Origin of the sequence: Bacillus sp. UMB0893, assembly GCF_002858905.1 — a bacterium.
GTDB lineage: Bacteria > Bacillota > Bacilli > Bacillales > Bacillaceae > Bacillus_P.
Genome location: NZ_PKLB01000003.1, coordinates 34,000 through 60,224 on the forward strand (window position 1 = coordinate 34,000; position 26,225 = coordinate 60,224).

22 protein-coding genes are annotated in these 26,225 nt (G+C 40.6%); 3 read left to right on the forward strand and 19 right to left on the reverse strand.

Annotated elements, in window-relative coordinates:
* Positions 1-12 precede the first annotated feature (12 nt).
* Positions 13-1,914: a methylmalonyl-CoA mutase family protein gene (locus CYJ36_RS08020; protein WP_101566615.1), complete on the reverse strand. Its 1,902-nt coding sequence runs from the start codon at positions 1,912-1,914 to the stop codon at positions 13-15.
* A 410-nt stretch (positions 1,915-2,324) separates the two neighbouring features.
* Here CYJ36_RS08020 and CYJ36_RS08025 point away from each other — a divergent pair, with 410 nt between their 5' ends.
* The gene (locus CYJ36_RS08025) at positions 2,325-3,230 is read left to right on the forward strand and encodes a diacylglycerol/lipid kinase family protein (protein ID WP_101566617.1); all 906 of its coding nucleotides are present in this window, start codon (positions 2,325-2,327) and stop codon (positions 3,228-3,230) included.
* Positions 3,231-3,538: 308 nt separating this feature from the next.
* On the opposite strand, the gene CYJ36_RS08030 is transcribed toward CYJ36_RS08025, so the two are convergent.
* From CYJ36_RS08030 to CYJ36_RS08065, 8 genes are all read right to left on the reverse strand, one after another.
* Positions 3,539-4,840 carry a dihydrolipoamide acetyltransferase family protein gene (locus tag CYJ36_RS08030; protein WP_101566619.1) on the reverse strand — a complete coding sequence of 434 codons (1,302 nt, stop codon included), beginning with the start codon at positions 4,838-4,840 and terminating at the stop codon, positions 3,539-3,541.
* Positions 4,841-4,869: 29 nt separating this feature from the next.
* Positions 4,870-5,853, reverse strand: a complete 984-nt coding sequence (locus CYJ36_RS08035; protein ID WP_101566621.1) for an alpha-ketoacid dehydrogenase subunit beta — start codon at positions 5,851-5,853, stop codon at positions 4,870-4,872.
* Positions 5,854-5,865: 12 nt separating this feature from the next.
* Positions 5,866-6,858 (reverse strand): thiamine pyrophosphate-dependent dehydrogenase E1 component subunit alpha, encoded by a 993-nt coding sequence (locus tag CYJ36_RS08040; RefSeq protein ID WP_101566622.1) that lies wholly within the window; start codon positions 6,856-6,858, stop codon positions 5,866-5,868.
* A gap of 43 nt (positions 6,859-6,901) precedes the next feature.
* Positions 6,902-8,323: a dihydrolipoyl dehydrogenase gene (lpdA, locus tag CYJ36_RS08045; RefSeq protein ID WP_101566624.1), complete on the reverse strand. Its 1,422-nt coding sequence runs from the start codon at positions 8,321-8,323 to the stop codon at positions 6,902-6,904.
* A 24-nt stretch (positions 8,324-8,347) separates the two neighbouring features.
* Positions 8,348-9,457 carry a butyrate kinase gene (buk, locus tag CYJ36_RS08050; RefSeq protein ID WP_101566627.1) on the reverse strand — a complete coding sequence of 370 codons (1,110 nt, stop codon included), beginning with the start codon at positions 9,455-9,457 and terminating at the stop codon, positions 8,348-8,350.
* Between the two features lie 80 nt (positions 9,458-9,537).
* Entirely contained in the window at positions 9,538-10,632 is a 1,095-nt protein-coding gene (gene bcd / locus CYJ36_RS08055; protein ID WP_101566630.1) for a branched-chain amino acid dehydrogenase, read from the reverse strand.
* Between the two features lie 62 nt (positions 10,633-10,694).
* On the reverse strand, positions 10,695-11,585 hold the full coding sequence (gene yqiS, locus CYJ36_RS08060; protein ID WP_101567130.1) for a phosphate butyryltransferase: 891 nt from the start codon (positions 11,583-11,585) through the stop codon (positions 10,695-10,697).
* Positions 11,586-11,731: 146 nt separating this feature from the next.
* Positions 11,732-13,792, reverse strand: a complete 2,061-nt coding sequence (locus CYJ36_RS08065) for a sigma 54-interacting transcriptional regulator (RefSeq protein WP_101566632.1) — start codon at positions 13,790-13,792, stop codon at positions 11,732-11,734.
* Between the two features lie 153 nt (positions 13,793-13,945).
* Here CYJ36_RS08065 and CYJ36_RS08070 point away from each other — a divergent pair, with 153 nt between their 5' ends.
* Positions 13,946-14,188 carry a DUF2627 domain-containing protein gene (locus CYJ36_RS08070; protein ID WP_101566634.1) on the forward strand — a complete coding sequence of 81 codons (243 nt, stop codon included), beginning with the start codon at positions 13,946-13,948 and terminating at the stop codon, positions 14,186-14,188.
* A 70-nt stretch (positions 14,189-14,258) separates the two neighbouring features.
* On the opposite strand, the gene CYJ36_RS08075 is transcribed toward CYJ36_RS08070, so the two are convergent.
* Positions 14,259-14,978, reverse strand: coding sequence for a glycerophosphodiester phosphodiesterase (locus CYJ36_RS08075; RefSeq protein WP_101566636.1), 720 nt, complete (start codon positions 14,976-14,978; stop codon positions 14,259-14,261).
* Positions 14,979-15,127: 149 nt separating this feature from the next.
* On the opposite strand from CYJ36_RS08075, the gene CYJ36_RS08080 reads away from it, so the two are divergent.
* Positions 15,128-15,271, forward strand: coding sequence for a YycC family protein (locus tag CYJ36_RS08080; protein ID WP_101566637.1), 144 nt, complete (start codon positions 15,128-15,130; stop codon positions 15,269-15,271).
* A gap of 235 nt (positions 15,272-15,506) precedes the next feature.
* On the opposite strand, the gene spo0A is transcribed toward CYJ36_RS08080, so the two are convergent.
* From spo0A to xseA, 9 genes are all read right to left on the reverse strand, one after another.
* Positions 15,507-16,298 carry a sporulation transcription factor Spo0A gene (spo0A, locus tag CYJ36_RS08085; protein WP_101566639.1) on the reverse strand — a complete coding sequence of 264 codons (792 nt, stop codon included), beginning with the start codon at positions 16,296-16,298 and terminating at the stop codon, positions 15,507-15,509.
* A 446-nt stretch (positions 16,299-16,744) separates the two neighbouring features.
* Positions 16,745-18,034 carry a SpoIVB peptidase gene (gene spoIVB, locus CYJ36_RS08095; RefSeq protein WP_101566643.1) on the reverse strand — a complete coding sequence of 430 codons (1,290 nt, stop codon included), beginning with the start codon at positions 18,032-18,034 and terminating at the stop codon, positions 16,745-16,747.
* Positions 18,035-18,198: 164 nt separating this feature from the next.
* On the reverse strand, positions 18,199-19,923 hold the full coding sequence (recN, locus tag CYJ36_RS08100; RefSeq protein ID WP_101566645.1) for a DNA repair protein RecN: 1,725 nt from the start codon (positions 19,921-19,923) through the stop codon (positions 18,199-18,201).
* A 173-nt stretch (positions 19,924-20,096) separates the two neighbouring features.
* A complete protein-coding gene (ahrC, locus tag CYJ36_RS08105; protein WP_101566647.1) occupies positions 20,097-20,546 on the reverse strand; it encodes a transcriptional regulator AhrC/ArgR in 450 nt (149 codons plus the stop codon).
* A 137-nt stretch (positions 20,547-20,683) separates the two neighbouring features.
* Positions 20,684-21,526 (reverse strand): TlyA family RNA methyltransferase, encoded by an 843-nt coding sequence (locus tag CYJ36_RS08110; RefSeq protein WP_101566649.1) that lies wholly within the window; start codon positions 21,524-21,526, stop codon positions 20,684-20,686.
* A 3-nt stretch (positions 21,527-21,529) separates the two neighbouring features.
* Positions 21,530-23,422, reverse strand: a complete 1,893-nt coding sequence (gene dxs / locus CYJ36_RS08115; protein ID WP_101566651.1) for a 1-deoxy-D-xylulose-5-phosphate synthase — start codon at positions 23,420-23,422, stop codon at positions 21,530-21,532.
* A 340-nt stretch (positions 23,423-23,762) separates the two neighbouring features.
* Positions 23,763-24,647, reverse strand: a complete 885-nt coding sequence (locus CYJ36_RS08120) for a polyprenyl synthetase family protein (RefSeq protein WP_101566653.1) — start codon at positions 24,645-24,647, stop codon at positions 23,763-23,765.
* Positions 24,647-24,880 carry an exodeoxyribonuclease VII small subunit gene (locus CYJ36_RS08125; protein ID WP_101566655.1) on the reverse strand — a complete coding sequence of 78 codons (234 nt, stop codon included), beginning with the start codon at positions 24,878-24,880 and terminating at the stop codon, positions 24,647-24,649. Before CYJ36_RS08125 ends, CYJ36_RS08120 begins: the two co-directional genes overlap by 1 nt.
* Positions 24,873-26,225 (reverse strand): exodeoxyribonuclease VII large subunit, encoded by a 1,353-nt coding sequence (gene xseA / locus CYJ36_RS08130; RefSeq protein WP_101566657.1) that lies wholly within the window; start codon positions 26,223-26,225, stop codon positions 24,873-24,875. The genes CYJ36_RS08125 and xseA overlap by 8 nt, the downstream gene beginning before the upstream one ends.

A 26,225-nucleotide genomic window follows, 5' to 3' on the forward strand; every position in this document is an offset into this window, starting at 1 on the left:
GTATTTGCAAGATTAATTCGAGTCATTCGACGCTACCCCCAATTGAAGCTGCATTTTTTTCAAGCAGGCATACACATCCATCCCATGGTGAATGCACTCTTCAATGTGCCTTTTCTCTAATACATCCTTTTCATATCGACCTATTAGATAGGCAATACTTCCCTCCGAAATTTGTCCAAAATCAAACGATTCGTACGCGGCATCCTTTCCGCACACAATGATTGGCTTTTGCGGAGAAGCTGTTTTCAGCTGATCAGGTGTTAAGATAGAAGCTTCCATTCCTCCTGCTGAGAGCATACCAGTGAGAAAATCCAGTCTCGGCTTGTATTCCAGCAATTTACCAAGAACAACGACTTGGACTTTTGGATAATGGCCGAACTTATTTTTGTACTCATCTGCAGCAGCTCTTAGCCCTTCGTATTGCACAGCAAGCCTCGTCGGCATCAAAGGCGTTATTTCGAAATCAGAATGTTCATTGACCATTGCATTGATTTCGCTAATCGTTAAATATTTTGCTTCGTTGATCCATTCTTTAAGTGAAGTTAACTCATGGTGGACAGAAGCAGCAGTGAATGTTTTTCGATCTGCAGATTTTTTGATATGTCTCGCCTGCTCCTGTATATTTGCATAATAGTTTGTACCAATTAGATGCACCTTGCGTTTGCTGACATCTTCCATTCTTTGCTCCAGAAGATCGCGCAGCTTATTTTGGATATAGTTTTGTTTTACTGCCTGTGCAAATCCGCCTATCGCTTCAATGGATTGAATATTCTTCCAGGCAAGTGCAGCAAGTTCTTCAGTCAGCTCCTCAATATACCATGAACCTCCTGCAGGATCGGATACTTTAGACAGCAAGCTCTCTTCTTTCAAAATATAGTGCGTATTTCTAGCTATCCGATCGCCCATTTTGCTGACTTCTCCGAGCACTTCATCAAACGGGGCAATCGTTAAGCTGTCAACTCCGCCAATAACTGCTGAAAAGGATTCCGTAGTCGTTCGCAGCATGTTAACATGCAAATCATTTTTTGTTTTATTAAAGGAAGATGTAGTTCCATGCAGCGAAATGGCATGAGCATCATGGTTGGCACCGAAAGCATTTAAAATCGTCGCCCATATTTTTTTTGCTGCTCTGAATTTTGCAATCTCCATAAAAAAGTTTGATCCTATTGAAAAGGAGAAACCAACTCTCCCAGCAAGCCTTTCAGCGGAAAATCCGCGGTTATTCATCTCATTCAGCAGCTCGATAGCATTGGCAAAGGTATATGCGAGCTCTTCTGTCGCAGAAGCTCCTGCGTTATGGTAAATTTCACCGCTGAATAACACAAGTCTTACGTCGGATAAATTTTCCTGTTCTATCACTTCGATCATTTCAGCCAGGATCTCGATTTTTTTAGAAAGATGTACCGTTCCTTTTTCAATCCATTCCCCAAAAGGATCAAAGGCGAATGTTCCCTTGCATTCAACATTTTTCGTATAAGCTATGAATAATGGAAAAAAACCAACATTTCCTTTTAGTGAGATATGAAAGCTTATTTGATTGAAATCAACGCCTTCAAAAACCGTACATACATCATCATAAGAATTCACATAAAACATATTTTCAAGATAAATCATATCTTGTCCTCTTTTGATGGCAGACAGAATTTCTTCGTTTAACTGTGCAGGCGTTTCTGAAAGCTGAAGCTTTTGGCTGACAGACCATTCATTTTTCAGCTGAGATGCTTCCACCGCTTTTACCCGAGCAGATTGGATATCTGGCATTGTATATAATGGTTGTAACGTGATTCCTTCATATGTTTTTTTTGAAAGGCTATGAAAACTTTTCCCCTTTAAAGCTTTTTCAGCTTCTTCAATCCACATTTGTTTGGATACTTTTTCAAAATCATTTATTTCGTGATTGATTCCCTGCTTCATACTCCGCTCCCTATTGAGGAAGCCCACCCCCTTGACGCAAAAGAATGCGTTTACATTTATGAAAATACTAAAAACTTAATCTATTTCATTTTATTACATCTTGCGTCTATCAGCAATTCCATTCCATACTGAAACCTTTTATGAGCTTGGAACGTAATTATTTAAAAAAAGGTTTCGTTTAATGAAAGAGAGGTTATTTTAAAGATGAAGAGACCATTTACGCTGAAAAAGAAACGGAAAAAAAGAGGAAATTGGATTTTCGACATAGCACTTGAATGCATTGATTTTATTGAGATACTTATCGTTTTACCCTTTCGGATTTTATTCTTTTTCTTCAGATCCATTGTTAAAAATATAGGTGATTTATTTTAATTCTGAGACAGGTTCATTTGCTCATAAGGAGTTTTTATATGACGAAATATAAAAAAGGCGTGCTGATATATAATGGAAATGCCGGTCAAAAGGACGCAGAAAAAACACTTGGCATCTGCGTTCCAATCATTTCCCTTCATGTGGAACAGCTTCTGCTGCTTCAAACAGCCAAACCTCGTGATGCAGAAGAATATTGCAGAAAGCACGGGGAAGATGCCGACATCGTGATTATCCTCGGTGGAGATGGAACCGTTCATGAATGCATCAATGGTCTTGGCGGTCTTGCAAAGAGACCTGTAATCGCTATTTTGCCAGGCGGAACATGCAACGACTTTTCAAGGACACTTGGCATTCCCCAGAACTTAAAAAAAGCTGCTGAAGTGTTGTTTTCTGGAAGATTGCGCGGAGTTGATGCTGCCAAAATGACGAAAGGCTACTTTCTTAACTTCTGGGGAATTGGCCTTGTCACTGAAACATCGGAGAATATAAATGATACAGAAAAAGCTCTTCTTGGCAAAGTCAGCTATTTTCTGAGTGCATTTCGAACAATCAAAAGCATGAAGCCCTTTCACTTCAAATTAAAGCTTGATAATAAATGGATTGAAGAGAAAGCGATCATGGTATTAATCACTAACGGCAAAATGATCGGAACGAATGAGCTTCCATATCCCGATATTAAAATCGATGATGGCTTGGCAGATGTTTTCATCATTAAAGATGCTAATTTTTCATTAATAAAAGAGGTATTGAGCATGAAAGATAAAATTGAATGGGATCATCTTGACTCACAGCTGCGGCATTATCAGGCAAGCAGCCTGCAGATTGAAACGAAGGAAGAAATGAGCGTTGATACAGATGGCGAGATTTATTCCAATACACCTGAATCAATCACTATGTTACATCATCATTTTCAAATGCTCTGTCCGAAGGATGATATACAATAGCCGTCACAAAAATTTGTGACGGCTTTTTTCAAGAGAAGTGAAATGATAAGGTTTGCGCATTGATGGCGAGCGGAATCGCTCAACCCCTCGGCCAGAACGGCTCCGCCAGCAAAAGCAAAACCGGCTTTTTCTGACGGATCCTTATCTGTCATGCCTGCGCTAAACAGGCGGTTCCGCTTTTCTTACTGTCCAGCTCCATCGCCCAACTCCTCGGCCAGAACAAATCCGGCAAAAAAGTCAAAACCGGACTTTTCTGCCGGATTCTTATCTGTCATGCCTGCGCTAACCGGGCGGTTCCGCTTTTCTTCTTAATAAACAGATGTAGTATCTTTTGATGTATTCTCAAGGATTTCTTTCACTCTTGCAAGGAACCTTCCGCATACTAAACCGTCAAGGACGCGATGATCCAGTGACATGCACAAATTCACCATATCACGTACAGCAATCATGCCATTGTTCATGACAACAGGACGTTTTACGATTGATTCCACCTGAAGAATTGCGGCTTGCGGATAGTTGATGATTCCCATTGACTGAACAGATCCAAATGAACCTGTATTGTTAACAGTAAATGTTCCGCCCTTCATTTCGTCTGCTGATAATTTTCCAGTGCGTACTTTGCCTGCAAGCTCAGATATTTCACGTGCAATGCCTTTGATTGTCTTTTCATCGGCATGTTTTATAACTGGTACGAATAATGCATCATCAGTTGCAACTGCAATTGATATATTGATGTCTTTCTTTTGAATGATCGTGTCTCCTGCCCACATCGAATTGATTTGCGGGAATTCTTTTAATGCTTGAGCAACAGCTTTGACGAAAAATGCAAAGAAAGTGAGATTGAAACCTTCTTTTTGCTTAAATTCATTTTTAATTGTATTCCGGTATTCAACAAGATTCGTAGCGTCAACCTCAATCATTGTCCAAGCATGTGGTGCCTCGTGTTTGCTGCGAAGCATATTGGCCGCGATCGCTTTTCGAATACCTGTTACAGGAATCTCGATGTCACCCGGCTGAACTGCAGCAGATGAAGGTGATTGTACAGACTTCTGAGGTGCAGCTTGTGCAATTGTCTTTGGTTCAGCTTTTGCAGCAGTCGGCGCTTGTGGAGCAGCCTTAGCTGTGCTGCTTGCTTTTGGAATATTGCCGCTTTCAATGACTTTCTGCAGATCTTTTCTCGTAATTCGTCCGCCGGCACCAGTGCCTGTTACGTGTTCAAGTTCGATATCATTTTCCTGTGCCAATCGCAGGACAGCAGGAGAATAACGGTTCTTATTTGATTGATCAATTTGGGCATCTGACTGCACCTTTTGTGTTACCTCAGAAGGTGCAGTTGTTTCAGCTTCTGCAGGAGCTTCCGTGCTTCCGCCGCCAACTTCCACTTTGCAAATGATTTCCCCGACAGCTAACGTATCTCCTTCATCCGCAACTAATTCTTTGATCACACCTGTAAAAGAAGATGGAACCTCTGCATTTACTTTATCCGTCATAACTTCAGCGATTGGATCGTATTTGTTTACTGTATCTCCGACCGATACAAGCCATTTGCTGATGGTTCCTTCTGTTACACTTTCCCCAAGCTGTGGCATCGTCAACTGTTCAATTGCCATGTATGTTCCCTCCTTAAATAAAGATCTACTTAAAATTCAGCAAGCTTTCGCATAGCTGCTTCTACTTTATCTGGATTGATCATAAAATGCTTTTCCATTGTTGGTGCATACGGCATTGCCGGAACATCAGGTCCTGCAAGACGCATAATTGGAGCATCCAAATCAAATAGACAGTTTTCAGCGATGATAGCTGATACTTCGCTCATTATGCTGCCTTCTTTGTTATCCTCAGTCAAAAGCAATACTTTACCTGTTTTTGAAGCTGCTTCCATAATGGCTTCTTTATCAAGCGGATACACTGTGCGCAAGTCAAGAATGTGAGCTGAAATACCATCCTGAGCAAGCTTTTCAGCAGCCTGCAATGCAAAATGAACACATAAACCGTATGTAATAACAGTAAGATCTTCGCCTTCGCGCTTCACATCGGCTTTTCCGATTGGCAATACATAATCATCATCAGGAACTTCGCCTTTAATAAGACGATAAGCACGTTTATGCTCAAAGAATAAAACAGGATCGTCATCTCGTATCGCAGCCTTCAATAAGCCCTTAACATCATAAGGTGTTGATGGCATAACAATTTTAAGCCCAGGCTGGTTGGCAAATAACGCTTCTACAGATTGAGAATGGTAGAGTGCGCCATGTACGCCGCCTCCATAAGGAGCACGAATTGTAATAGGACAGCTCCAATCATTGTTCGAACGATAGCGGATTTTTGCTGCTTCTGAAACGATTTGATTCACTGCAGGCATAATAAAATCTGCAAATTGCATTTCTGCGATTGGTCTCATTCCGTACATCGCTGCTCCAATTCCAACTCCAGCGATTGCGGATTCTGCGAGCGGCGTATCAATAACACGCTCTTCGCCAAACTTGTCATACAATCCTGTTGTTGCTTTAAAGACTCCGCCTTTTCTTCCTACGTCTTCACCGAGAACAAAAACTTTTGGATCACGTTCCATCTCTTCACGAATTGCCATTGTGACAGCATCTATATAAGAAATGACTGGCATTGTTCTTCCCCCTTACTCTGCGTATACGTATTTTAGTGCTGTTTCTGCCTCAGCATATGGAGCATTTTCAGCGTAATCTGTTGCTTCATTTACGACATTCATAATATGATCATGAATCTCTTTTTCCTTCTCCTCCGTCATGACGCCAGTTTCTTTTAAGTAAGCTGCAAACTTTAAGATCGGGTCGTTTTTCTTAGCTTCTGAAACTTCATCTTGTCCGCGGTATGTGCGGTCATCGTCATCGCTTGAGTGAGGCGTTAATCGGTATGAAATGGCTTCTACAAGTGTTGGCCCTTCTCCGCGGCGGCCTCTGTCAGCTGCTTCTTTGACTACTTTATATACTTCAAGAGGATCATTTCCATCAACAGTATACCCCGGCATACCATAGCCAATTGCACGGTCAGAAATTTTTTCGCATGCTACTTGTTTCTCGTAAGGTACTGAAATCGCATATTTGTTATTTTCACACATAAAAATAACAGGCAGTTTATGAACACCAGCAAAGTTTGCGCCTTCATGGAAGTCCCCTTGGTTTGATGAACCTTCACCGAACGTGACAAATGTTACAAGATCTTTCTTTTCCATCTTGCCGGCAAGAGCAATTCCGACAGCATGCGGAACTTGAGTCGTAACTGGAGAAGAACCAGTTACAATGCGATTTTCTTTTTGTCCAAAGTGACCAGGCATTTGACGTCCCCCTGAGTTTGGATCTTCTGCTTTAGCAAATCCAGAAAGCATTAATTGCTTTGCTGTCATTCCAAAAGCAAGCACCACTCCCATATCACGATAATAAGGAAGTGCATAATCCTTCTCGCGGTCAAGAGCGAATGCAGCTCCAACCTGGGCAGCTTCCTGGCCTTGACACGATATAACAAACGGAATTTTCCCTGAACGATTCAGCAGCCACATCCGTTCATCGATTTTGCGCGCCATGACCATCGTTTCATATATTTCAAGAACATCCTGATCGGATAAACCAAGTGTTTTATGACGATTTTCTGCCATTTTATTGCCTCCTCAAAAATCAGTATGTAAGGGATTGACCCCTTTAAGAGTGAATTGCTTTTCCATCAACAGCAAGTGCAGCTTCACCTATTGCTTCAGACAGTGTAGGGTGAGGATGAATTGTTTGACCAATTTCCCAAGGTGTTGCATCAAGCACCATCGCAAGTCCTGCTTCTGAAATCATGTCCGTTACATGCGGTCCAATCATGTGAACACCAAGCAGATCATCTGTTTTTGCATCAGCTATCAGCTTGACAAAGCCATCGGATTCACCGAAAACAAGTGCTTTACCAATTGCACGGAATGAAAACTTGCCTGTTTTCACTTCGAAGCCAGCGTTTTTTGCCTCTTCTTCCGTATATCCGACACTTGCAATTTCAGGTGAGCTGTAAACGCATTTAGAAACCTTTTTATAATCAATTGCAGAAGGATTATGCCCAGCAATGTGTTCAACCGCTACTATGCCCTCATGTGAAGCCACATGCGCAAGCTGAAGACCGCCAATGACATCGCCAATTGCATATATATGTGATTCTTTTGTTTGCATAAACTGATTTGTTTTTACAAATCCTTTTTCGACCTGAATCTCTGTATTTTCAATGCCAATTCCTTCAACATTTGCCTGGCGTCCAACTGATACAAGGATTTTTTCAGCAGAAAACGATTTTACTTCACCTTTATGCTCAGCACTGATTGAAACGGATTCACCTTTTTCAAGAGTTTCAGAAAGTACCTTGGCACCTGTTACGACATTGATTCCTTTCTTCTTAAGCAAACGCTGCATTTCTTTTGAAATTTCAGCATCTTCTGTCGGCAAAATGCGATCTGCATATTCAAGTACTGTTACTTCAAGCTCAAAATCAGACAGCATAGAGGCCCACTCAATTCCAATTACGCCTCCGCCGACAATAATGATTGACTTTGGCAATGTTTCAAGCTGCAAAGCCTCATCAGATGTTAATACAGACTCGCCGTCTATTGTAAGGCCCGGTAAACTGCGGGGACGTGAACCAGTAGCTACAATAACGTTTTTAGGAATCAGCATCTCGTTTTCCTCACCGTTATTCATTTCTACTGAGATTGTTCCCGGCATTGGAGAAAAGATCGAAGGACCAAGTATGCGCCCTGTCCCTTCATAAACGTCGATTTTCCCTTGCTTCATCAAATGCTGAACACCTTTATGCAGTGTATCAATGATAGATTGCTTACGTTCTTGCACCTTTATAAAATTCAGCTCAACGCCTGAAGTAATAACGCCAAACTCTTCGCTTCTTTTCGCCGTTGCAAAAACTTCTGCACTTCTAAGCAGCGCTTTGCTTGGAATGCAGCCTGCATGCAGACAAGTCCCTCCAAGTTTTCCTTTTTCAACTATTGCTGTTTTTAAGCCGAGCTGGCTGGCGCGGATCGCAGCTACATAACCGCCTGTGCCGCCGCCCACAATGACGAGATCATATTCTGTTGCCATAGTGATGCTCCTCTCATTTAAAATCTAGTTGTATATGTTAGAATCCATTTTTTGATCAAGATATTCTTTTACCGGTTCTTCTCCGCGCAACACACGGAGAGCTCCTTCTGTAAGTGCCTGAAGTTCGTTCTCTCCCGGAAATACAATGACATCTGCTATCCAGTCTATATAAGATGAAATTTCTTTTACAAATTGTTTTCCGTAGGCAAGTCCGCCCGTTAAAATAATAGCGTCGACTTTTCCTTTGAGAACAGCACTTGCTGCTCCAATTTCTTTTGCGATTTGATATGCCATTGCATCAAATATAAGCTTTGCCTTTTTATCTCCGGCTGCTATCATACGCTCCACTTTCTGACCGTCATTCGTTCCAAGATAGCCCACAAGACCGCCTTGTCCGACAAGCATTTTCATTACTTCTTCGCGATAGTAATCGCCAGAATAGCAAAGATTCACAAGATCGCCTGCAGGCACTGTTCCAGCACGTTCAGGACTGAACGGACCATCACCGTGAAGCCCGTTGTTTACATCAACAACCTTGCCCAGTTTGTGAACACCAATCGTAATCCCGCCGCCCATATGAGCGACAATAAAGCTCATTTCACTGTATTTTCTGCCGAATTGCTGAGCAACTTTTCTGGCCACTGATTTTTGGTTCAGCGCATGAAAAATACTCTTTCTTTCGATTGATGGGACGCCCGATACCTTTGCAATCGTTTCCATTTCATCTACAACAACAGGATCAACGATAAATGAAGGGATGTTTAGTCCGCTTGCTATTTCGTAGGCAATGATGCCGCCTAAATTCGAAGCATGCTGACCTGCAAACCCCATTCGGAGATCCTTCAGCATTTGGTCATTCACATGATAGGTGCCGCCTTCAATCGGACGAAGCAATCCCCCGCGGCCGCATACAGCGCTTAATTTAGAGATATTAATGCCCTCTTCATCAAGGGTTTCGAGAATGGTCTGCTTTCTGAATTCGTATTGTTCTATAATGCTGCTGAAAGCATTAATTTTATTTGTTTCATGTCTGATTGTCTTTTCAAAAATAGATCGTTCATTATCAAATACGCCAATTTTCGTCGAGGTTGAACCTGGATTTAAGACGAGAATCCGATATTCTTTCTCTTGCAACGTCTAATACCTCCAAATGTAAGAAAGATAAGACAACGCAGGTACACGCTGTCTTGTATCCATTCTCAGTTAATTGCCAATTAGCGGCGGCTTAAAATGTGATGTCCATTTTGCAGAAATTGACTGCGTGAGTTTCTCATTCTTTCAATGCGCTCTTCCGCTAAACGGTCAGCAGCAACATATGTAGGAATGCCGTCACGCTTTGCAATTTCAAATACACGCTCGATATTTTGATAAATGCCTTCTACTTTTTTCATCGCTCTTTCACTATTGTATCCCAATAATTCGTCTGCTACATTAATAACTCCGCCAGCATTAATGACATAATCAGGTGCATAAGCAATTCCCATCTCATGTATTGTATCCCCATGGCGGGTTTCTCTTAATTGGTTGTTTGCAGCCCCTGCAATTACTTTCGCTTTGATTTGAGGAATTGTATCGTCATTGATGGTAGCCCCAAGTGCACAAGGTGCATAAATATCGCAGTCAACGCCGTATATTTCATCAGGATCTACTGCTTTTGCCCCAAATGCTTCAACTGCTCTTTGGACAGCTTCTTTATTGATATCTGTTACAATCAGGTGTGCTCCTTCTTCATGCAAATGTCTGCAAAGGTTAAAAGCTACGTTTCCAACACCTTGTACAGCTACAGTTTTTCCTTCTAGTGAATCTGTTCCAAACGCAGCTTTAGCTGCAGCTTTCATACCTCGGTATACACCAAATGCTGTAACAGGTGACGGATTTCCTGAAGAACCGAATGCTGGAGAAATTCCAGTAACATAGTTTGTTTCTTCGTGAATCAGGTCCATATCTTCTACAGTTGTGCCTACATCTTCAGCAGTAATATAGCGGCCATTAAGCCCTTGAATATAACGGCCGAATGCACGGAACATCTCTTCATTTTTATCCTTGCGCGGATCGCCGATGATGACTGTTTTTCCTCCGCCAAGATTTAAGCCTGCTGCAGCATTTTTATACGTCATTCCCTTAGCTAAACGCAGTGCATCCTCAATTGCTTCTGCTTCTGAAGCATACGTCCACATTCGTGTTCCGCCTAAAGCAGGTCCTAGAGTTGTATCATGAATGGCGATTATTGCTTTTAATCCAGATTGTTTATCTTGACAAAATACCAATTGCTCATAATTATATTGTTCCATATATTTGAAAATTTCCATGTGTAAATCCTCCTAAGATTGATTTCGTTTGAGATCCATGCAAATAGCTGGACGTTTACGACTTAACTTGAGCAAATCGCCAATGCAAGTGAATATAATTTGCTTTCTGATGAATCTGCACGGCTAGTTAATACAATCGGGGCTTTTGCACCCGCAATGATGGCTCCGACTTTTGCCTGAGCAAAATACATGAGAGATTTATATAAAACATTGCCAACTTCAATGGTTGGTACTAAAAGAATATCTGCTTGCCCCGCAACCTCGCTTTTAATGCCTTTATGTTCTGCAGCCTCAAAGGAAACTGCATTATCAAGTGCAAGAGGTCCATCTACGATGCAATGCTTAATCTGGCCTCTTTTATTCATTTGAGAAAGAGCTGCAGCATCTAAGGTTGCCTGCATAGAAGGATTAATCACTTCAACTGCAGCAAGAGGAGCTACTTTTGGAACGTCTATCCCTATCTTTCTTGCCACCATGACGGAATTCTCAAGAATTTGCTTTTTTTGTTCCAGATCAGGTGCAATATTCATTGCAGCATCGGTTACAATCGTATACCTTTCATAGCCCGGCACTTCAAAAACGGCAACATGCGAAAGGATTTTGCCTGTGCGCAATCCATATTCCTTATTTAATACTGACTTTAAGATAACAGCTGTTGGAACATTGCCCTTCATTAAAACATCTGCTTCATTATGAAAAACAGCCTTTACAGCAAACTCTGAAGCTTGCTCCCCGGATCTTGCATGCTTAATATGAAACTTATTTACATCAGCATTTCTTTCCTGAAGCATGATTTCAATCTCTTCTTTATTGCCGAACAAAATAAATTCAGCAAGCCTTCTTTCTGATGCCTCTAATACAGCTTCAAGCACCTCGGAATCTTCTGCTGATGCTACAGCTACTGTTTTATTCTCTAGTTGGGCTGCTTTTTCTAGCAGGCTTTCTAAGTTCATCACGTTTTCAATCCCTTCAAGATGTATTCACAGCACCCATCTTTTAATATGCAAGAAGCGTGCCAAGGAGATATTATGTAAACGCTTCACTTTCTTCAATATAAGCACGCGCAATAATTTGCATGACACGCAAATTATTGCATGCATTACTTTGCAAGATTGTATTTTTCTATTTTATAATACAGGTTTCTCAGAGAAATACCTAATGAAAGGGCCGTTTTGGTTCGATTGTAATTATGTTTAATCAAGGATTCCCTAATAATCATTTCTTCAAGCCGTTCAACCGATTCTGCAAGTGTTTCATTATTCGTATGGTCTAAAGAATAAGCATTAGCGGCAAGTTTTTTATCGTGGTCTAAAGCAAGTTCAGGTAAATGATGAGATTCAATTGATGTTTCATTATAATTCATGAAAATCATTGCCCTTCCCAGAACGTTTTCAAGCTCTCTTACATTTCCAGGCCAGCTGTGATTCATAAGCTTGTCCAAAGCTGACTTTTCAATTCCTTCAATGCTCCTGCCATAATCCTGATTTAACTTTCGGATTAGATGTTCGCTTAGCAAGAGAATGTCGATTTTTCTGTTTCTTAAAGGAGGAATTGAAATCGGATATCGATTTAAGCGATAATATAAATCCTCACGGAACGTTCCATCGGACATAGCCTTTTCAATATTGATATTTGTTGCAGCAATTACTCTTACATTGATCGGTATGGATTTTGTCGAGCCGACCCTGACAATCTCTTTTTCCTGCAATACACGGAGCAGCTTTGCTTGAACATTTGCTGAGAGCTCTCCTATTTCATCAAGGAAAATACTCCCTTTATTCGCCTCTTCAAAAAAGCCTCTTTTCCCGCCCCGCTTTGCTCCAGAAAAAGCACCCTCTTCATAGCCGAAAAGCTCACTTTCAAGCAGGCTCTCGGAAATGGCAGCGCAATTCACTCGGATAAACTTGTTATACTTGCGGTCGCTGGCATTGTGGATAGCATGCGCAAACAGCTCTTTGCCTGTTCCTGATTCTCCTCTGAGCAGGACTGTAGCTGGCGTTTTAGCCCCGAGCTTTGCCTGTTCAATGGCAAGTTTAATCTCTTCACTTGCCCCGATAATATCTTCAAATGCATATTTTGCTTCAAGCGTTCTAATAATTTGCCTTGCGCGATTTAATTCTGCAGTTAATGTTTGAATCTCTGACATGTCATGAATGATGCCGACACTGCCTTTCAGCTTGCCATCTACAATAATTGGGGCGACATTGACAATGACATCCTTTTTGCTGGGTCCTACCTTCATCCTGACCCCTCTGACTGGTCTTCTGGTCTCAAGCACCTTCATATGCATGCTCTCACCTTCAGATATATCTGCAGTCGCAGGTTTACCTAAAACCTGCTCTTCTGTTAACCCTGTCATTCTGGAGTACGCAGGATTAATTAAAATCCCTCTACCCTCTTCATCTACAACTGATATGGCTTCATCAGACGATTGTATGATGGCTTGAAGAAGTGTTTGAATTTCTTTTAGATTCGTCATTTCTTCCGCCAGGTTTACGATATCCGTAATGTCCTTAAAGATGGAAAGGGCTCCAAGCAGCAAACCGGAGTCATCAAAAATCGGTATTCTCGTTGTGATGATTTTAAGACCATTTTCAAGAACCTGCTCCTGGTTTACTTCTACCTCTCTTGTTTTCAGAACTCTCGGCAGCTGACTTGAAGGAATCATCTCTTTAATCAGACGGCCGATCACATCCCCTTTTTTCAATCCCGTCATTTCTTCTGCCGTTTTATTAAATAGAATTAGTCTTTGCTTTTCATCAATAACGATCATGCCATCGTTCGTTGAATCAAAAATTGTTTCATGCTTATGCGTAATATCTTTCAGAGCAGAAATTAAATCTTCTTTCTGATTAATCAAATTGGAAATGATATGAGCAACAGACCCAGGAATAATGACTGTATTCCTGCTTCTTTTTTTAAGAAGCTCCTCAAACACATCATGATCCCCTGTCGCTTCAATCACTATATCAATTTGATCAGATAATAATGGCTTCCAGTCTGAACTTGTCAAAATTCCAAGTTCTCGCGCCAAGTGCATTCCTGGGGCATCGGACCGAATATCTGCGACCGCCATGACTTCCATAGCTTTTATTTCCGTCAGCATTTTTAACAGTGTCGTCCCGCCCTTACCCGCGCCAACCAGCAAGACTTTTTGCATATGTATTAGCCCCTTAACATTCAATATGTATCCTATGTAATTTTTGTTTTTGCAAAATATTGCACACTTTCATCATATCATTTTTTGTTCACTTGACAAATTGTTTTTTTCGTTCGACAATTTAATAAGATACAGGGAAAGGATTATTAAATGATGATACGAATATTTGCTCTTTTAATCATGGTGATTCCTGGAGTACTGGCAGGTTACGGCATCAAATTAATGCGTGATATGCTGTTTGGCATCCTGCAGTCCCCTTTTCCATCATTATGGCTTCAATTTACAGCAGGGCTGCTTTTGTTTGCAGGAGGATTAAGTTTCGTAGCTGGATTTGTATTTTATCGCGATCGCAAGCGCAATAAAGTCCAGAAAAAATTTCAAAGAACGAAAGCATAAGCGCCTTGGCCAACTGCCATTTCCACAAATAAATGAACCCCGTTAGTTTAATCTAAACGGGGCTCATTTATCATTTTTTTATAGCTGCAGCTCTTTCGGGATAATCTGTGAAAAATCCTGCACACTCTGCTTTGAACAAACTTTTCATTTTCTTTTCATCATTAACTGTAAATGGCCTTACTTTAACACCGTTTTCCTGGGATAATTGAATCGAAGTTTCATCTACAGCATAATGAATAGGGTGAATGGCACTTGCTGAAAGAGTTTTAGCGTAATTCCAAGGTTCAAATAACCTTTCACTAAAAAGGGCTGCCGTTTCAATTTCATTTGAAATGGAGTGGCACTTTCTCAAACTGTGATGGTTGAATGAGGAAAGGATGACGCGGCTAGGCATACTGTGCCTGTAAACCAGCTCTATCACTCTTTCCTCAAGCTGCTCATAATGGATGAGGTCATTTTTCAGTTCTATATTTACAATAAAATCGCCTGGCGAGCTCCAAATTAGTACTTCTTCCAATGAAGGAATGAAAGCCTTTCCTGATTGAGCAGGAAACCGATAGCACGCATCAAGGCTGTGAAGCTGCGAATAATTCAGATCCTTTACAAACCCTTTTCCATTTGTCGTACGATCAACTGTTTCATCATGAATAACAACAGGAATTCCGTCTTGTGAGAGGTGTACATCTAATTCAATCCCATCTGCACCTACATCAATTGCTGCAAGAAAAGAAGGCATCGTATTTTCTGGAAATGAACCTGCCGCCCCCCGATGTCCAAATATTTTGGTCATACTTTCACCTGCTTCATTTTTAATGGTATTTTTATTTTTCTAAGAATCATAATAATCCACTAAGTCATGTTTCAAGGATGTATAAGGCCCTTTCATTTAGGCTTTATATGAATTACAACAGACTTTGCGAAAGAAAGGAGAAATAACAATTGAGACCATTGCCTATTTCAGCAGATACTGCACAAAAACTTGCTAAAGAACTAAATGTGCCTATAGAGCAGCTTATGCATATGCCACAGCATATCCTTTTGGCTAAGCTTGCAGAGATTCAAAAGAAGAATGAAGAGCAATAACAAATCTAAAAGAACCCAATCATAAATGAAATGGGTTCTTTTTTAAAGGCTCTTTCGTAAACATTGTTGTATTTTGGTTTTTTTACATTTCTTACGCCTTCTAAAATTTCCCTGTATCTTCAAATTCAAGGAATAGAGCACGTCAGAGAACTTAATTCATGTGAAATAACTATAAGCAAAGCAGCCATAGCGCACAAAGCCTTTTTATAGTATAGCTTCTAAGATTCTAACCCTCTCAAGAAGCTTTATGTTCCAGCCTTAATTTATCAGCAACCATCGCAATAAATTCTGAATTTGTTGGTTTTGCTTTAGACATGCTTACTGTATAGCCGAATAATGAAGAAATCGATTCAATATTTCCGCGGCTCCACGCAACTTCAATTGCATGACGGATAGCGCGCTCCACACGGCTGGCTGTTGTGTTAAATTTCTTGGCAATATCAGGATACAACACCTTTGTTATGGAGCCAAGCAATTCAATATCATTGTAAACCATCGAAATGGCTTCTCTTAAGTATAAATAGCCTTTAATGTGAGCCGGCACTCCAATTTCATGGATAATACTTGTAATATTTGCATCAAGGTTTCTGCCTTTATTTTCGGAGTGGGATCTGTGAGTGGAGTTTGATCTTGATAAAATAGGTGCAGCTGCCTTACCGCTTACTTGACGGATATGATTGACCAGGTTTTCCATATCAAATGGCTTAAGGATAAAATAGGAAGCTCCAAGATCAACCGCCTTTTTCGTTACATCTTCCTGACCGAAAGCAGTCAGCATAATGACATTGGGCTGTTTTGATTTTTCCATTTCCCTCACTTTTTCAAGTACAGCAAGACCATCTAAATGAGGCATAATGATATCCAAAACAAGAACATCAGGATCTCTATCTTTCAACATGTTAAGACACTCTTGACCGTTATACGCAATGCCAAGCACTTCCATGTCTTCTTGACTTGAAATAAATTCATCTAAAAGACCTACAAGTTCACGATTATCATCCACGACACACACTTTTATCTTCTTCACTTAAGCTTCCTCCTCAGTCTTCGTTTCCCACTTCTATCGTTAGCGTCTCTATACATCATTCTAAATGAGAATTTCGACAATGCAACAAAAATTCCTCTTATTTTTTTAATAAATACCAAAAAAATGAAATATCTAAATTTTTCTCCAATTTACTTACGAATTCGACGACTTACGCCATTTGACATTTCCAAAGTTAAACAAATTTGTCGAAAAATCTTCTTTCTCTTTATTTTACCTAAAAAATCATAAGAAAGAAAGCCAAAAAAATAGCTGTTAAGAGGTTGTCTCAACAGCATTTTAAAAGAAAAGGCATTAGTATAATTTTTTATCTCATTTATGTCGAGCTCCATCACCTGACTCCTTGGTCAGAACGGATCTGCCAGTAAAGTCAAAACCGGACTTTTCTGTCAGCTCCTTTTCTGCCTGTTGGAGCTGATCAAAGCGCTTCAGCTAGCTTTTTTAACATCTTTATTATAAATATCAATGCCTGCTTCACTTAGCATCCACTCAATGTGAACACCGTAGCCTGAAGTCGGATCATTGACGAATACATGAGTGACTGCTCCAATTACTTTTCCATTTTGGATGATCGGGCTCCCGCTCATCCCCTGCACAATGCCTCCAGATTTAGCTAAGAGTACAGGATCAGTAATCTTAATAACCATACCCTTAATTGCCGGGAATTTCTGCGGTGTTGAACTGACAATTTCAACATCAAATTCTTCCACTTTGTCTTGATCAACGACTGTTAAAATATGAGCAGGTCCTTCTTTTACCTCATTAGATAAAGCAATTGGCATCGGCTTGTCATAAAGCCCGTTTGTTATTTCATCATTCAGCTTGCCAAAAATGCCGAATGGACTATTGCGTGTAATGTTTCCGATAATTTGACGGTCACTGGAAAACCTGGCCAGCTTTTCGCCCGGGTTTCCATTACTCCCTTTTTCAATGGACGTCACGGTAGATCTTACAACCTGTCCATCTTGGACAACAATTGGCTTTTTTGTATCCATATCTGAAATCACATGTCCGAGTGCGCCATATTTCTTTGAATTCGGATCATAAAACGTCATTGTGCCAATTCCTGCTGCTGAGTCTCGTATATATAAGCCGATACGATAGGCATGTTCATTTTCATCTTTCAAAGGTACTAATTTTGTTGCAAATTCTTTATTTTCACGCGATATCACTAAATCAAGCGGTTTGCCTGTTTTTCCTGCATCTTGTATAAAAGGTGTTACATCACTCATGCTTTCAACCGTTGATCCATTAATTTTTTTAATGATATCTCCAACCTGAACACCGGCGATTTCTCCCGGAGATTTTTTGCCTTCAGCCGTTTTTATTTGGTGATGTCCAACAACAAGAACTCCAAGCGTATTTAATTTCACACCGATGGATTGACCGCCGGGAATAATTTTAAAATCTTCAAGGACCTTCACGTCCACTTTTTTAATGGGAATACCAGCGAGGTCAAATACAATTTCGCCTGCTCCGCTTTGCTTGCCTTCAATCTGCAGAGAATCATCGCCATTCTTCAGCGAGAAAACGTGTTCTGAATCATCTGCAGAAATGATTGCAGGAAGAGACGTGGCCATAGATAATTGCTGATTTTCAAAAACGGTCAAAGAATTTGGCAATTGAATGTATTCTTTAACAGGTTTTACAAATCCTAAACTCATTAAAGAAACAAGGAGAATTAAACCAATAATTTTTCTAATTTTATCAAACTTCAAGCACTTTCACTCTCCTCGCTCCTACCACACCAATACAATTGGCTACATTCATTAATTTTGCCTTCTGGAGGTTCATTTATAACCGATTTTAAAAGAAAATGTTGCTTATTATATGTATAATGAGGATTTAAAGCATAAAAAAATACTGCCAATAATGACAGTATTCATAAGCTCTTGACGGAATCAGCAAGTGCAAGAAGTTCTTTTGCGTGCTGCTTCGTTAAATCAGTCACTTCCACTCCCGCAATCATCCGTCCTACCTCTTTAATTTTTTCCTCTTCTTCAAGAGGTTTGACGCTCGTTTTCGTCCGTCCTTTAACGGTTTCTTTAGAAATAAAGAGATGAGTATCTGCCATGGCGGCGACTTGCGGCAGATGTGTAATGCACAGCACTTGGGATCCAACTGAAACTTTATAGATTTTTTCAGCAATCGCCTGGGCTACTCTGCCGCTGACACCAGTGTCCACTTCATCAAAAATAATGGACGTCACTCCTTGATGCTTAGAAAAAATGCTTTTCATTGCCAGCATTATTCTTGAAAGCTCTCCGCCAGATGCAATTTTAGAAAGCGGCTTAAGCGGCTCGCCTGGATTCGTAGATAAATAAAACTCGATTTCATCTATGCCATTCTCTCCAAATTTGGCAGGTACACCATCGATTTGAGGAGAATCTTTACTTCCTTCCCGAACATCAAACATTACTTCAAATTTTGTTTTCTCCATATATAATTCTTTTAGCTCGCGCTGTATTTGCTTTGTCAGTTCTAATGCCGTTTTTTTCCGGATGGATGTCACATGCTTCGCTTCGACCAAAAGATCTTTTACGAGGCTGTCCAGTTCATTTTTCATTTTACATAAATGACTGTCACGATTTTGAATCGTATCGATTTCCTCTTCAATAGTCGCTGCATATTCGAGTATTTCCTCTACATCGTGCCCATACTTTCTTTTAAGATGTGTGATTTCACCAAGCCTGGTTTCAATTTCGTTCAGTCTTTGGGGATCAAATTCTAATTGATCAAGTTCGTTTCGAATTTGAAATGAAAGATCTTCCAGCATATAAAAGCAATTAGAAATGGTTTCTGACATTTCTTTCAGTGAGTCATTTATGGCTGCAACCTCTTCTAATTGGCTCATGGAATGACCTATATAATCAAGTCCTCTTTGCTCGCCATGAAGGGCATTATAACTATTCTGAAGAGAATCAAATATTTTTTCAAAATTAGATATTTGACTCTTTTCTTCCTGAAGCAGCTCATCTTCTTTCACTTTCAGATCCGCTTTTTCAATTTCATCAAGCTGGAATTGAATTAAATCAAGCCTGTGTGCCATTTCTTGTTCATTTTCGGAAAGCTGCTTTATTTTTTTTACAAGCTTTGCATATGTATCGTAAACTTCGCGATATGAAGTAAGTGCAGCATTGATTTTAGCTGATCCGAACTGATCGAGCAGCTTCCAGTGATTCTCCTCATTCATTAACTCTTGATTATCGTGCTGTCCATGAATGTCGATGATCATTTGTCCAATCTCTCTAAGAATGCCAATGGTCACAAGCTTCCCATTAATTCTGCAGATGCTTTTTCCAGACGCTGAGATGTCCCGTCTTAAGACAATCATCCCATCGCTTGTATCAATGCCGAAATCTGCGCATCTGCTCATACAAGGGTGTTTTTCATCGTCAAGCAAAAAAAGACCCTCTAATTCAGCACGTTTCTCGCCGTAACGAACAAATTCAGATGAGCCTCTACCGCCGACAAGCAAATGGACGGCATCTATAATAATCGATTTCCCAGCCCCAGTTTCTCCAGTTAAGACCGTCAGTCCCTTTTCGAAGGAAACGGTTAAAGATTCAATGATAGCAAAGTTTTTTATTGAAAGTTCCGCTAACAAATGCCGGATACCTCCTTCATGATTCTTGGGTGGCTCTTTTCTAAGGCATCGCTGCCTTACAATCGGATTTTGTGCGTTCAAAAAATTGTAATAGAAAAGAGCTTGAAACCTTCATAATAAACTCGAAAGATTTTATTACAAAAAAACAATTTATGCGAACACAGACCTTTTTATTAAAGCATATCCAAAAATCGTTTTGAAATGGTTGCTGTATCTTCCGGAGTACGGCAAATGATCAGTATTGTATCGTCTCCGCAAATCGTGCCTAATATCTCATTCCAGTCAAGATTGTCAATAAGTGCACCTATGGCATTCGCATTCCCAGGCAATGTTTTCATGACAATGTTATGTCCTGCAGAATCAATTTTAACAAAAGCATCCATTAATGAACGCTTTAGTTTTTGCAGCGGGTTAAAGCGCTGATCTGCCGGAAGACTGTATTTATATCTTCCATCAATCATCGGAACTTTTACGAGATGAAGTTCTTTAATGTCTCTTGAAACAGTGGCCTGTGTCACGTTAAATGCGGCATCCTTAAGCATGTCCACCAATTCATCCTGCGTTTCTATTTCATTTTGAGTGATCAGCTCGCGGATTTTTATGTGTCTCTGACCTTTATTCATTGGGCACCCCTTGTAACTGTATATTTATACTGAATATGTTATCTGATATTAAAGAAATTGTACACGTTTTTATAGGAAATCTGCAAACGTGCATATCCTTATTTTGATCATAACAAACAGGAATAATAGCTGCTCTATTATTCCTGTTCCGATTTTTTGCTTTTTAATTCGAGGTGCGCGCTTTGTACAACTTTTTCAATGGATTCCGGAATTTTCAGCGTACCCCGTTCATCATCACCGTTCCATCCAAGGTGAAGCAGGAATTCGATGTTGCCATCTCCTCCCGTAATTGGAGAATACGATAAATTAAGGCAATCATAGCCCTCTTTCAGTGCAAATTCAGTGATTGTTTCCAATACCATGATATGCGTTTTTGGTTCTCTTACAATTCCTTTTTTGCCTACCAATTCTTTTCCAGCTTCAAATTGCGGTTTAACCAGCGCTACACAATTACCCCCCGCAACAAGAATTTTTTTAAGTGCAGGAAGAATCAATTTAAGTGAAATAAACGAGACATCAATTGAAGCAATTTCAGGCAATCCCTTGGAAAAATCAGCTGGCGTGGAATATCTGAAATTTGTTCGCTCCATCACTACTACGCGTTCATCCTGACGGAGTTTCCACGCAAGCTGATTATAGCCAACATCAAGTGCATAGGAAAGCTTGGCCCCATTTTGCAGTGCGCAATCTGTAAATCCTCCTGTTGAAGACCCGATATCAAGAAGAATTTTATTATCCACTGAAAGGTCAAATTCATTTAAAGCTTTTTCAAGTTTTAAGCCGCCGCGGCTCACATACGGAAGCATGTTCCCTTTTATTGTAAGCTGCAGTGCAGGATCTACTTTCTCTCCCGGCTTTTCAATTCTTTCTTCATTTGCATAGACGAGGCCTGCCATAATCGCACGCTTAGCTTTTTCTCTCGTTTCAATCAGCCCTCTTTCAACGAGGAGAATATCAATTCTTTCTTTTTTCGAACTCATTCATTAAACCCTTTTCTCTTTCGCTTTTGATATGCTTAAAATCCGATCAACAGCAGCATCTGCTGTTAAACCAATTTCCTCCAGCAGTTTCGTTACGCTGCCGTGTTCAATGAAACGATCAGGAATCCCCATTCGATCAATGACGGCATCTGTAAAGCGGTGATCATGTGCAAACTCAAGCACTGCACTTCCAAATCCGCCTTGCAGAACAGCCTCTTCGATTGTAAGCACAGGCAAGTTCTCAGCAAAAATTTCTGAGAGCATTGCTTCATCAAGCGGTTTGATGAATCTGGCATTTACAACACGAACAGAAATATCTTTCCCGGCCAGACGTTCGGCTGCCTGCAGGGCCATTTCTATTGTTGTGCCAAATGTCAGAATAACTGCATCTGTTCCTTGTCTTAGAACTTCCCAAGTTCCGATTGGGATTTCTTTTAACTCGTCATCCATTTTTACGCCGATCCCGTTGCCGCGCGGATAACGAAGCGCAATTGGCCCATCATTATACTTCAGTGCTGTTTGGACTAAATGCTGACCCTCATTCTCATCCTTAGGCATCATCACAACCATATTCGGCAAATGTCTTAAAAAGGCGATGTCAAAGACACCTTGATGTGTTTCTCCATCAGCACCTACAAGTCCTGAACGGTCAATTCCGATGAAGACATTCAGGTTTTGACGGCAAATGTCATGAACGACCTGATCATAAGCACGCTGCAGGAACGTTGAATAAATAGCCAAAAATGGTTTCATATTCTGTGTTGCAAGTCCGGCGGCCACAGTAGTAGCATGCTGTTCAGCAATTCCGACATCAAACATGCGGTCAGGAAATTCGCTTGCAAAGCCCTCAAGCTTTGAGCCCACTGGCATAGCAGGAGTAATAGCAACGATACGATCATCTTCTCTCGCAATTCTCCTTACTGTTTCACTGACAAGACTGCTCCATGCAGGTCCTGCTGTTTCGCCTTTAACAAAGTCACCAGTTTCGATCTTATATGGGCCTGTACCGTGCCATGTGCCAATTTTATCTGTTTCAGCCGGCTGATACCCTTTGCCTTTTTTAGTGATGACATGCAAAAGAACCGGTCCTTTTGTTTTCTTTGCATACTGCAGATTTTCAAAAAGATCATCGTAATTATGGCCATCTACAGGTCCAAGATACGTAATTCCAAGCTCTTCAAAGAAAATGCCGGATACAAGCATATATTTCAGGCTGTCTTTTACACGTTCAGCTGTAGCTGCAAGCTTTCCTCCAACAGCAGGAATTTTCTTAAGGATATATTCTAATTCATCTTTTACCCACTGATATTTGCCGGCCGTTCTTAATTTTCCAAGAACATTATGAAGAGCACCAACGTTTGGCGCAATTGACATCTCATTATCATTTAAAATAATGATCATGTCTTTTTGTTCATGGCCGATATGATTCAGCGCTTCAAGAGCCATTCCCCCTGTTAAAGCACCATCCCCGATAATAGGAACGATATGATCTTTCGTTCCTTTCAGGTCTCTCGCAATAACCATTCCCATCGCCGCAGACAGCGATGTCGAGCTATGTCCCGTTTCCCACACATCATGTTCACTTTCATTGCGTTTGGGGAATCCGCACAGTCCCTGATATTGTCTGATCGTATCAAATTCACATGCACGTCCGGTCAATATTTTGTGAACATACGATTGATGTCCAACATCCCATAAAAATTTATCATTTGGGCTGTCAAAAATTTTATGCAAAGCAATTGTCAGTTCTACAACACCTAGATTCGGACCTATGTGCCCCCCGCTGACAGATAGCTTTTCGATCAGAAATTTGCGTATTTCAGCACTCAATTGCTCGAGTTCATTATTTGATAGCTTTTTTAGGAAGGAAGGGTCCTTGATTGATAACAGATCCAAATGGATCACTCACTTTCAGTCATAATTTCTAATTAGTTCTTTTCGTTTATTGTTTTCCTGTTTTCATGTGAAAAAGAGCCGCTACACAGCTGTGGTAACGGCGACATTTGTATCATTTCATGAAATTCTTCTTGTCATCCTGATATCCCGTGTTGTTTGGAAGAGATATGTATAAAATATGGTGTAAGTATAACATACCATATTGAAAACCTCAATTTGATGGTGTGCTATAACAGGGTTATGGCTTGTTTTACATGCAAAATTGAAAAGGGTGAGGTGGAACAGTTACTTAGTGGTTTAACATAAAAAAACGTGACATCCACAAGTCACGTTTTCCTTCTTAATGATCTCTCGAAGCAATCAAGTCGCATAAATCTCTAAGCAGACCAGACTGAATATTGATTTTTTCAAGGATGTGTTTCGCTGAGGAAATATGGTCTTCAAGCTTTGCCTTAGCCCCTTGTAGTGATAATAAAGAAGGATAGGTTGTTTTTTGATTGGTTTCATCAGATCCAACAGGCTTTCCTATTTTCGATTGCTGCCCTTCAATATCCAAAATATCATCCTGAATTTGAAAAGCGATGCCAATATGATAGGAAAATTCACGAAGGAGACTTATTTCTTCCTTTTTTGCATCAGACAGAATTGCACCTGCAACTATGCTGAATGCTAATAACTTTGCTGTTTTATGCTCATGAATATATTGTAAATCCTCAAGGGACAAGCTTTTCGCTTCACCAAGCATGTCTGCAACCTGACCGCCGACCATCCCTTCGATACCTGCTGCAAGAACCAATTCGCTGATGAGTTGTAAGCGTACATCAGCAGAAATACTTTGCTGTTCAGCAATCAGCCCAAAACTATGTGTCAGCAGTCCATCACCAGCAAGAATAGCAAGGGCTTCACCAAACACTTTATGATTTGTCGGTTTTCCCCTTCTAAGATCATCATCATCCATAGATGGCAAATCATCGTGGATGAGGGAATATGTATGGACCATTTCAACTGCACAAGCAGCCGGGATGCCAATTTCTTCGTTTTTCCCAAATGCATGCAGCACAGCTAAAACCAGGATAGGACGCAGTCTTTTGCCGCCTGCACTTAACGAATAAATCATGGATTCTTTAATGGATGACGGTGCCTGAAGCTGACTTATATATACTGGCAGCTTCTCTTCTATTCGTTCTTTTCGTGAAGAAAGAAAAGCGTCGAGAGCTGCCGTCATTATTCTTCCACCTGAAGATCAAATGGTGCAAGTTCCCCGTCCTCGCGAAGAATAAGATCCATTTGTTTTTCAACGGCCTGCAGTTTGTCATGACAAAGTTTAGATAATTTCATGCCATCTTGAAAATAAGCGATTGCTTTTTCTAAAGGCACATCACCCTCTTCAAGCTTTTCTACAATTTGTTCCAGCTCTTCCATTGCTTGTTCAAAAGTAACTTCCTTTTTCTCACTCATGCGCTTTTCGTTCCTCCACTCCTGTTACTTGACACACTAGTTGTCCATCTTGCATCTGAACGTGAAGTTCATCGCCTGATTTCACTTGGGAAATGCTTTTCACAAGATCTTCTTCATGGTAGGCGATGCTATATCCGCGTTCCATAATTTTCAGCGGGCTTAGTGCGTTCAGGTTTGCTGCCATGGCTTGAAATTTTGCCTGCTTTTGGCGATAAAGAACAGACATATCACGAGTCATTTTTGCAATTAACCGTTCATGCTTTTCTTTTTCCCGATTCACTTGGTCACGGGGATGCAGCCGGTATAATCGATTTTTCAATTGATCATACTTGTCCTTTTTCAGCTGGATGGACCTCATGCTTTCTTTTTGCAAAGACTCTACTAAATCATCAAGCTGCTGTTCTTTTTGCTGATACAGCTGCTTAGGATATTTGAAAGCATATGATTTTTGATAATATGCCAATTGTTCTTTTTTTGATGAAAGTTTTTCCTGCATGGCACGCAATAAGCGCGTTTGTCGATTTGACGTTCTTTCTAACAGTTCAGCAAAATGCGGCACTGCAAGTTCCGCTGCTGCTGTTGGCGTTGGCGCTCTTAAGTCAGCAACAAAATCCGCGATAGTGTAATCTGTTTCATGTCCAACAGCTGAGATGACCGGCACATCAGAATGAAAAATTTCTCTTGCCACTATTTCTTCATTGAACGCCCATAATTCTTCAATCGAACCTCCGCCGCGACCTACAATTAATACATCCAAATAACCTAATTCATTTGCATGTTTAATCGCTTTGACAACAGACGGACCAGCATGAATCCCTTGAACGAGTGCAGGCAGAATGATCACCTTTGCAGCTGGATAACGGCGGTTTATTGTGATCAATATATCTCTGATTGCTGCGCCAGTAGGCGAGGTAATCACGCCTACTGTTACAGGGTATTTAGGTATCGGCTTTTTATGCTTTTGGTCAAAAAGCCCTTCTTGTTCGAGTTTCTTTTTTAGTTCCTCGTATGCCAGATAAAGGTTTCCAATTCCGTCCGGCTGCATTTCTTTCACATACAGCTGGTAGTTTCCGCTCGGTTCATAAACAGATATTTCTCCTCGAAGGAGAACCTTCATGCCGTTCTCAGGTTTGAATTTCAGGGATGAATTCTGTCCTGCAAACATAACGGCAGCGATTCGCGCCTGTTCATCTTTTAACGTGAAATACATATGTCCGCGGCTGTGCATCTTAAAATTTGAAAGTTCACCTTTAATCCAGATATCTTTCAGATGAGGATCAGCATCAAACTTTCGTTTTATATACTTTGTTAAAGCCGTGACTGTCACATGCTTGATTTCACTCAT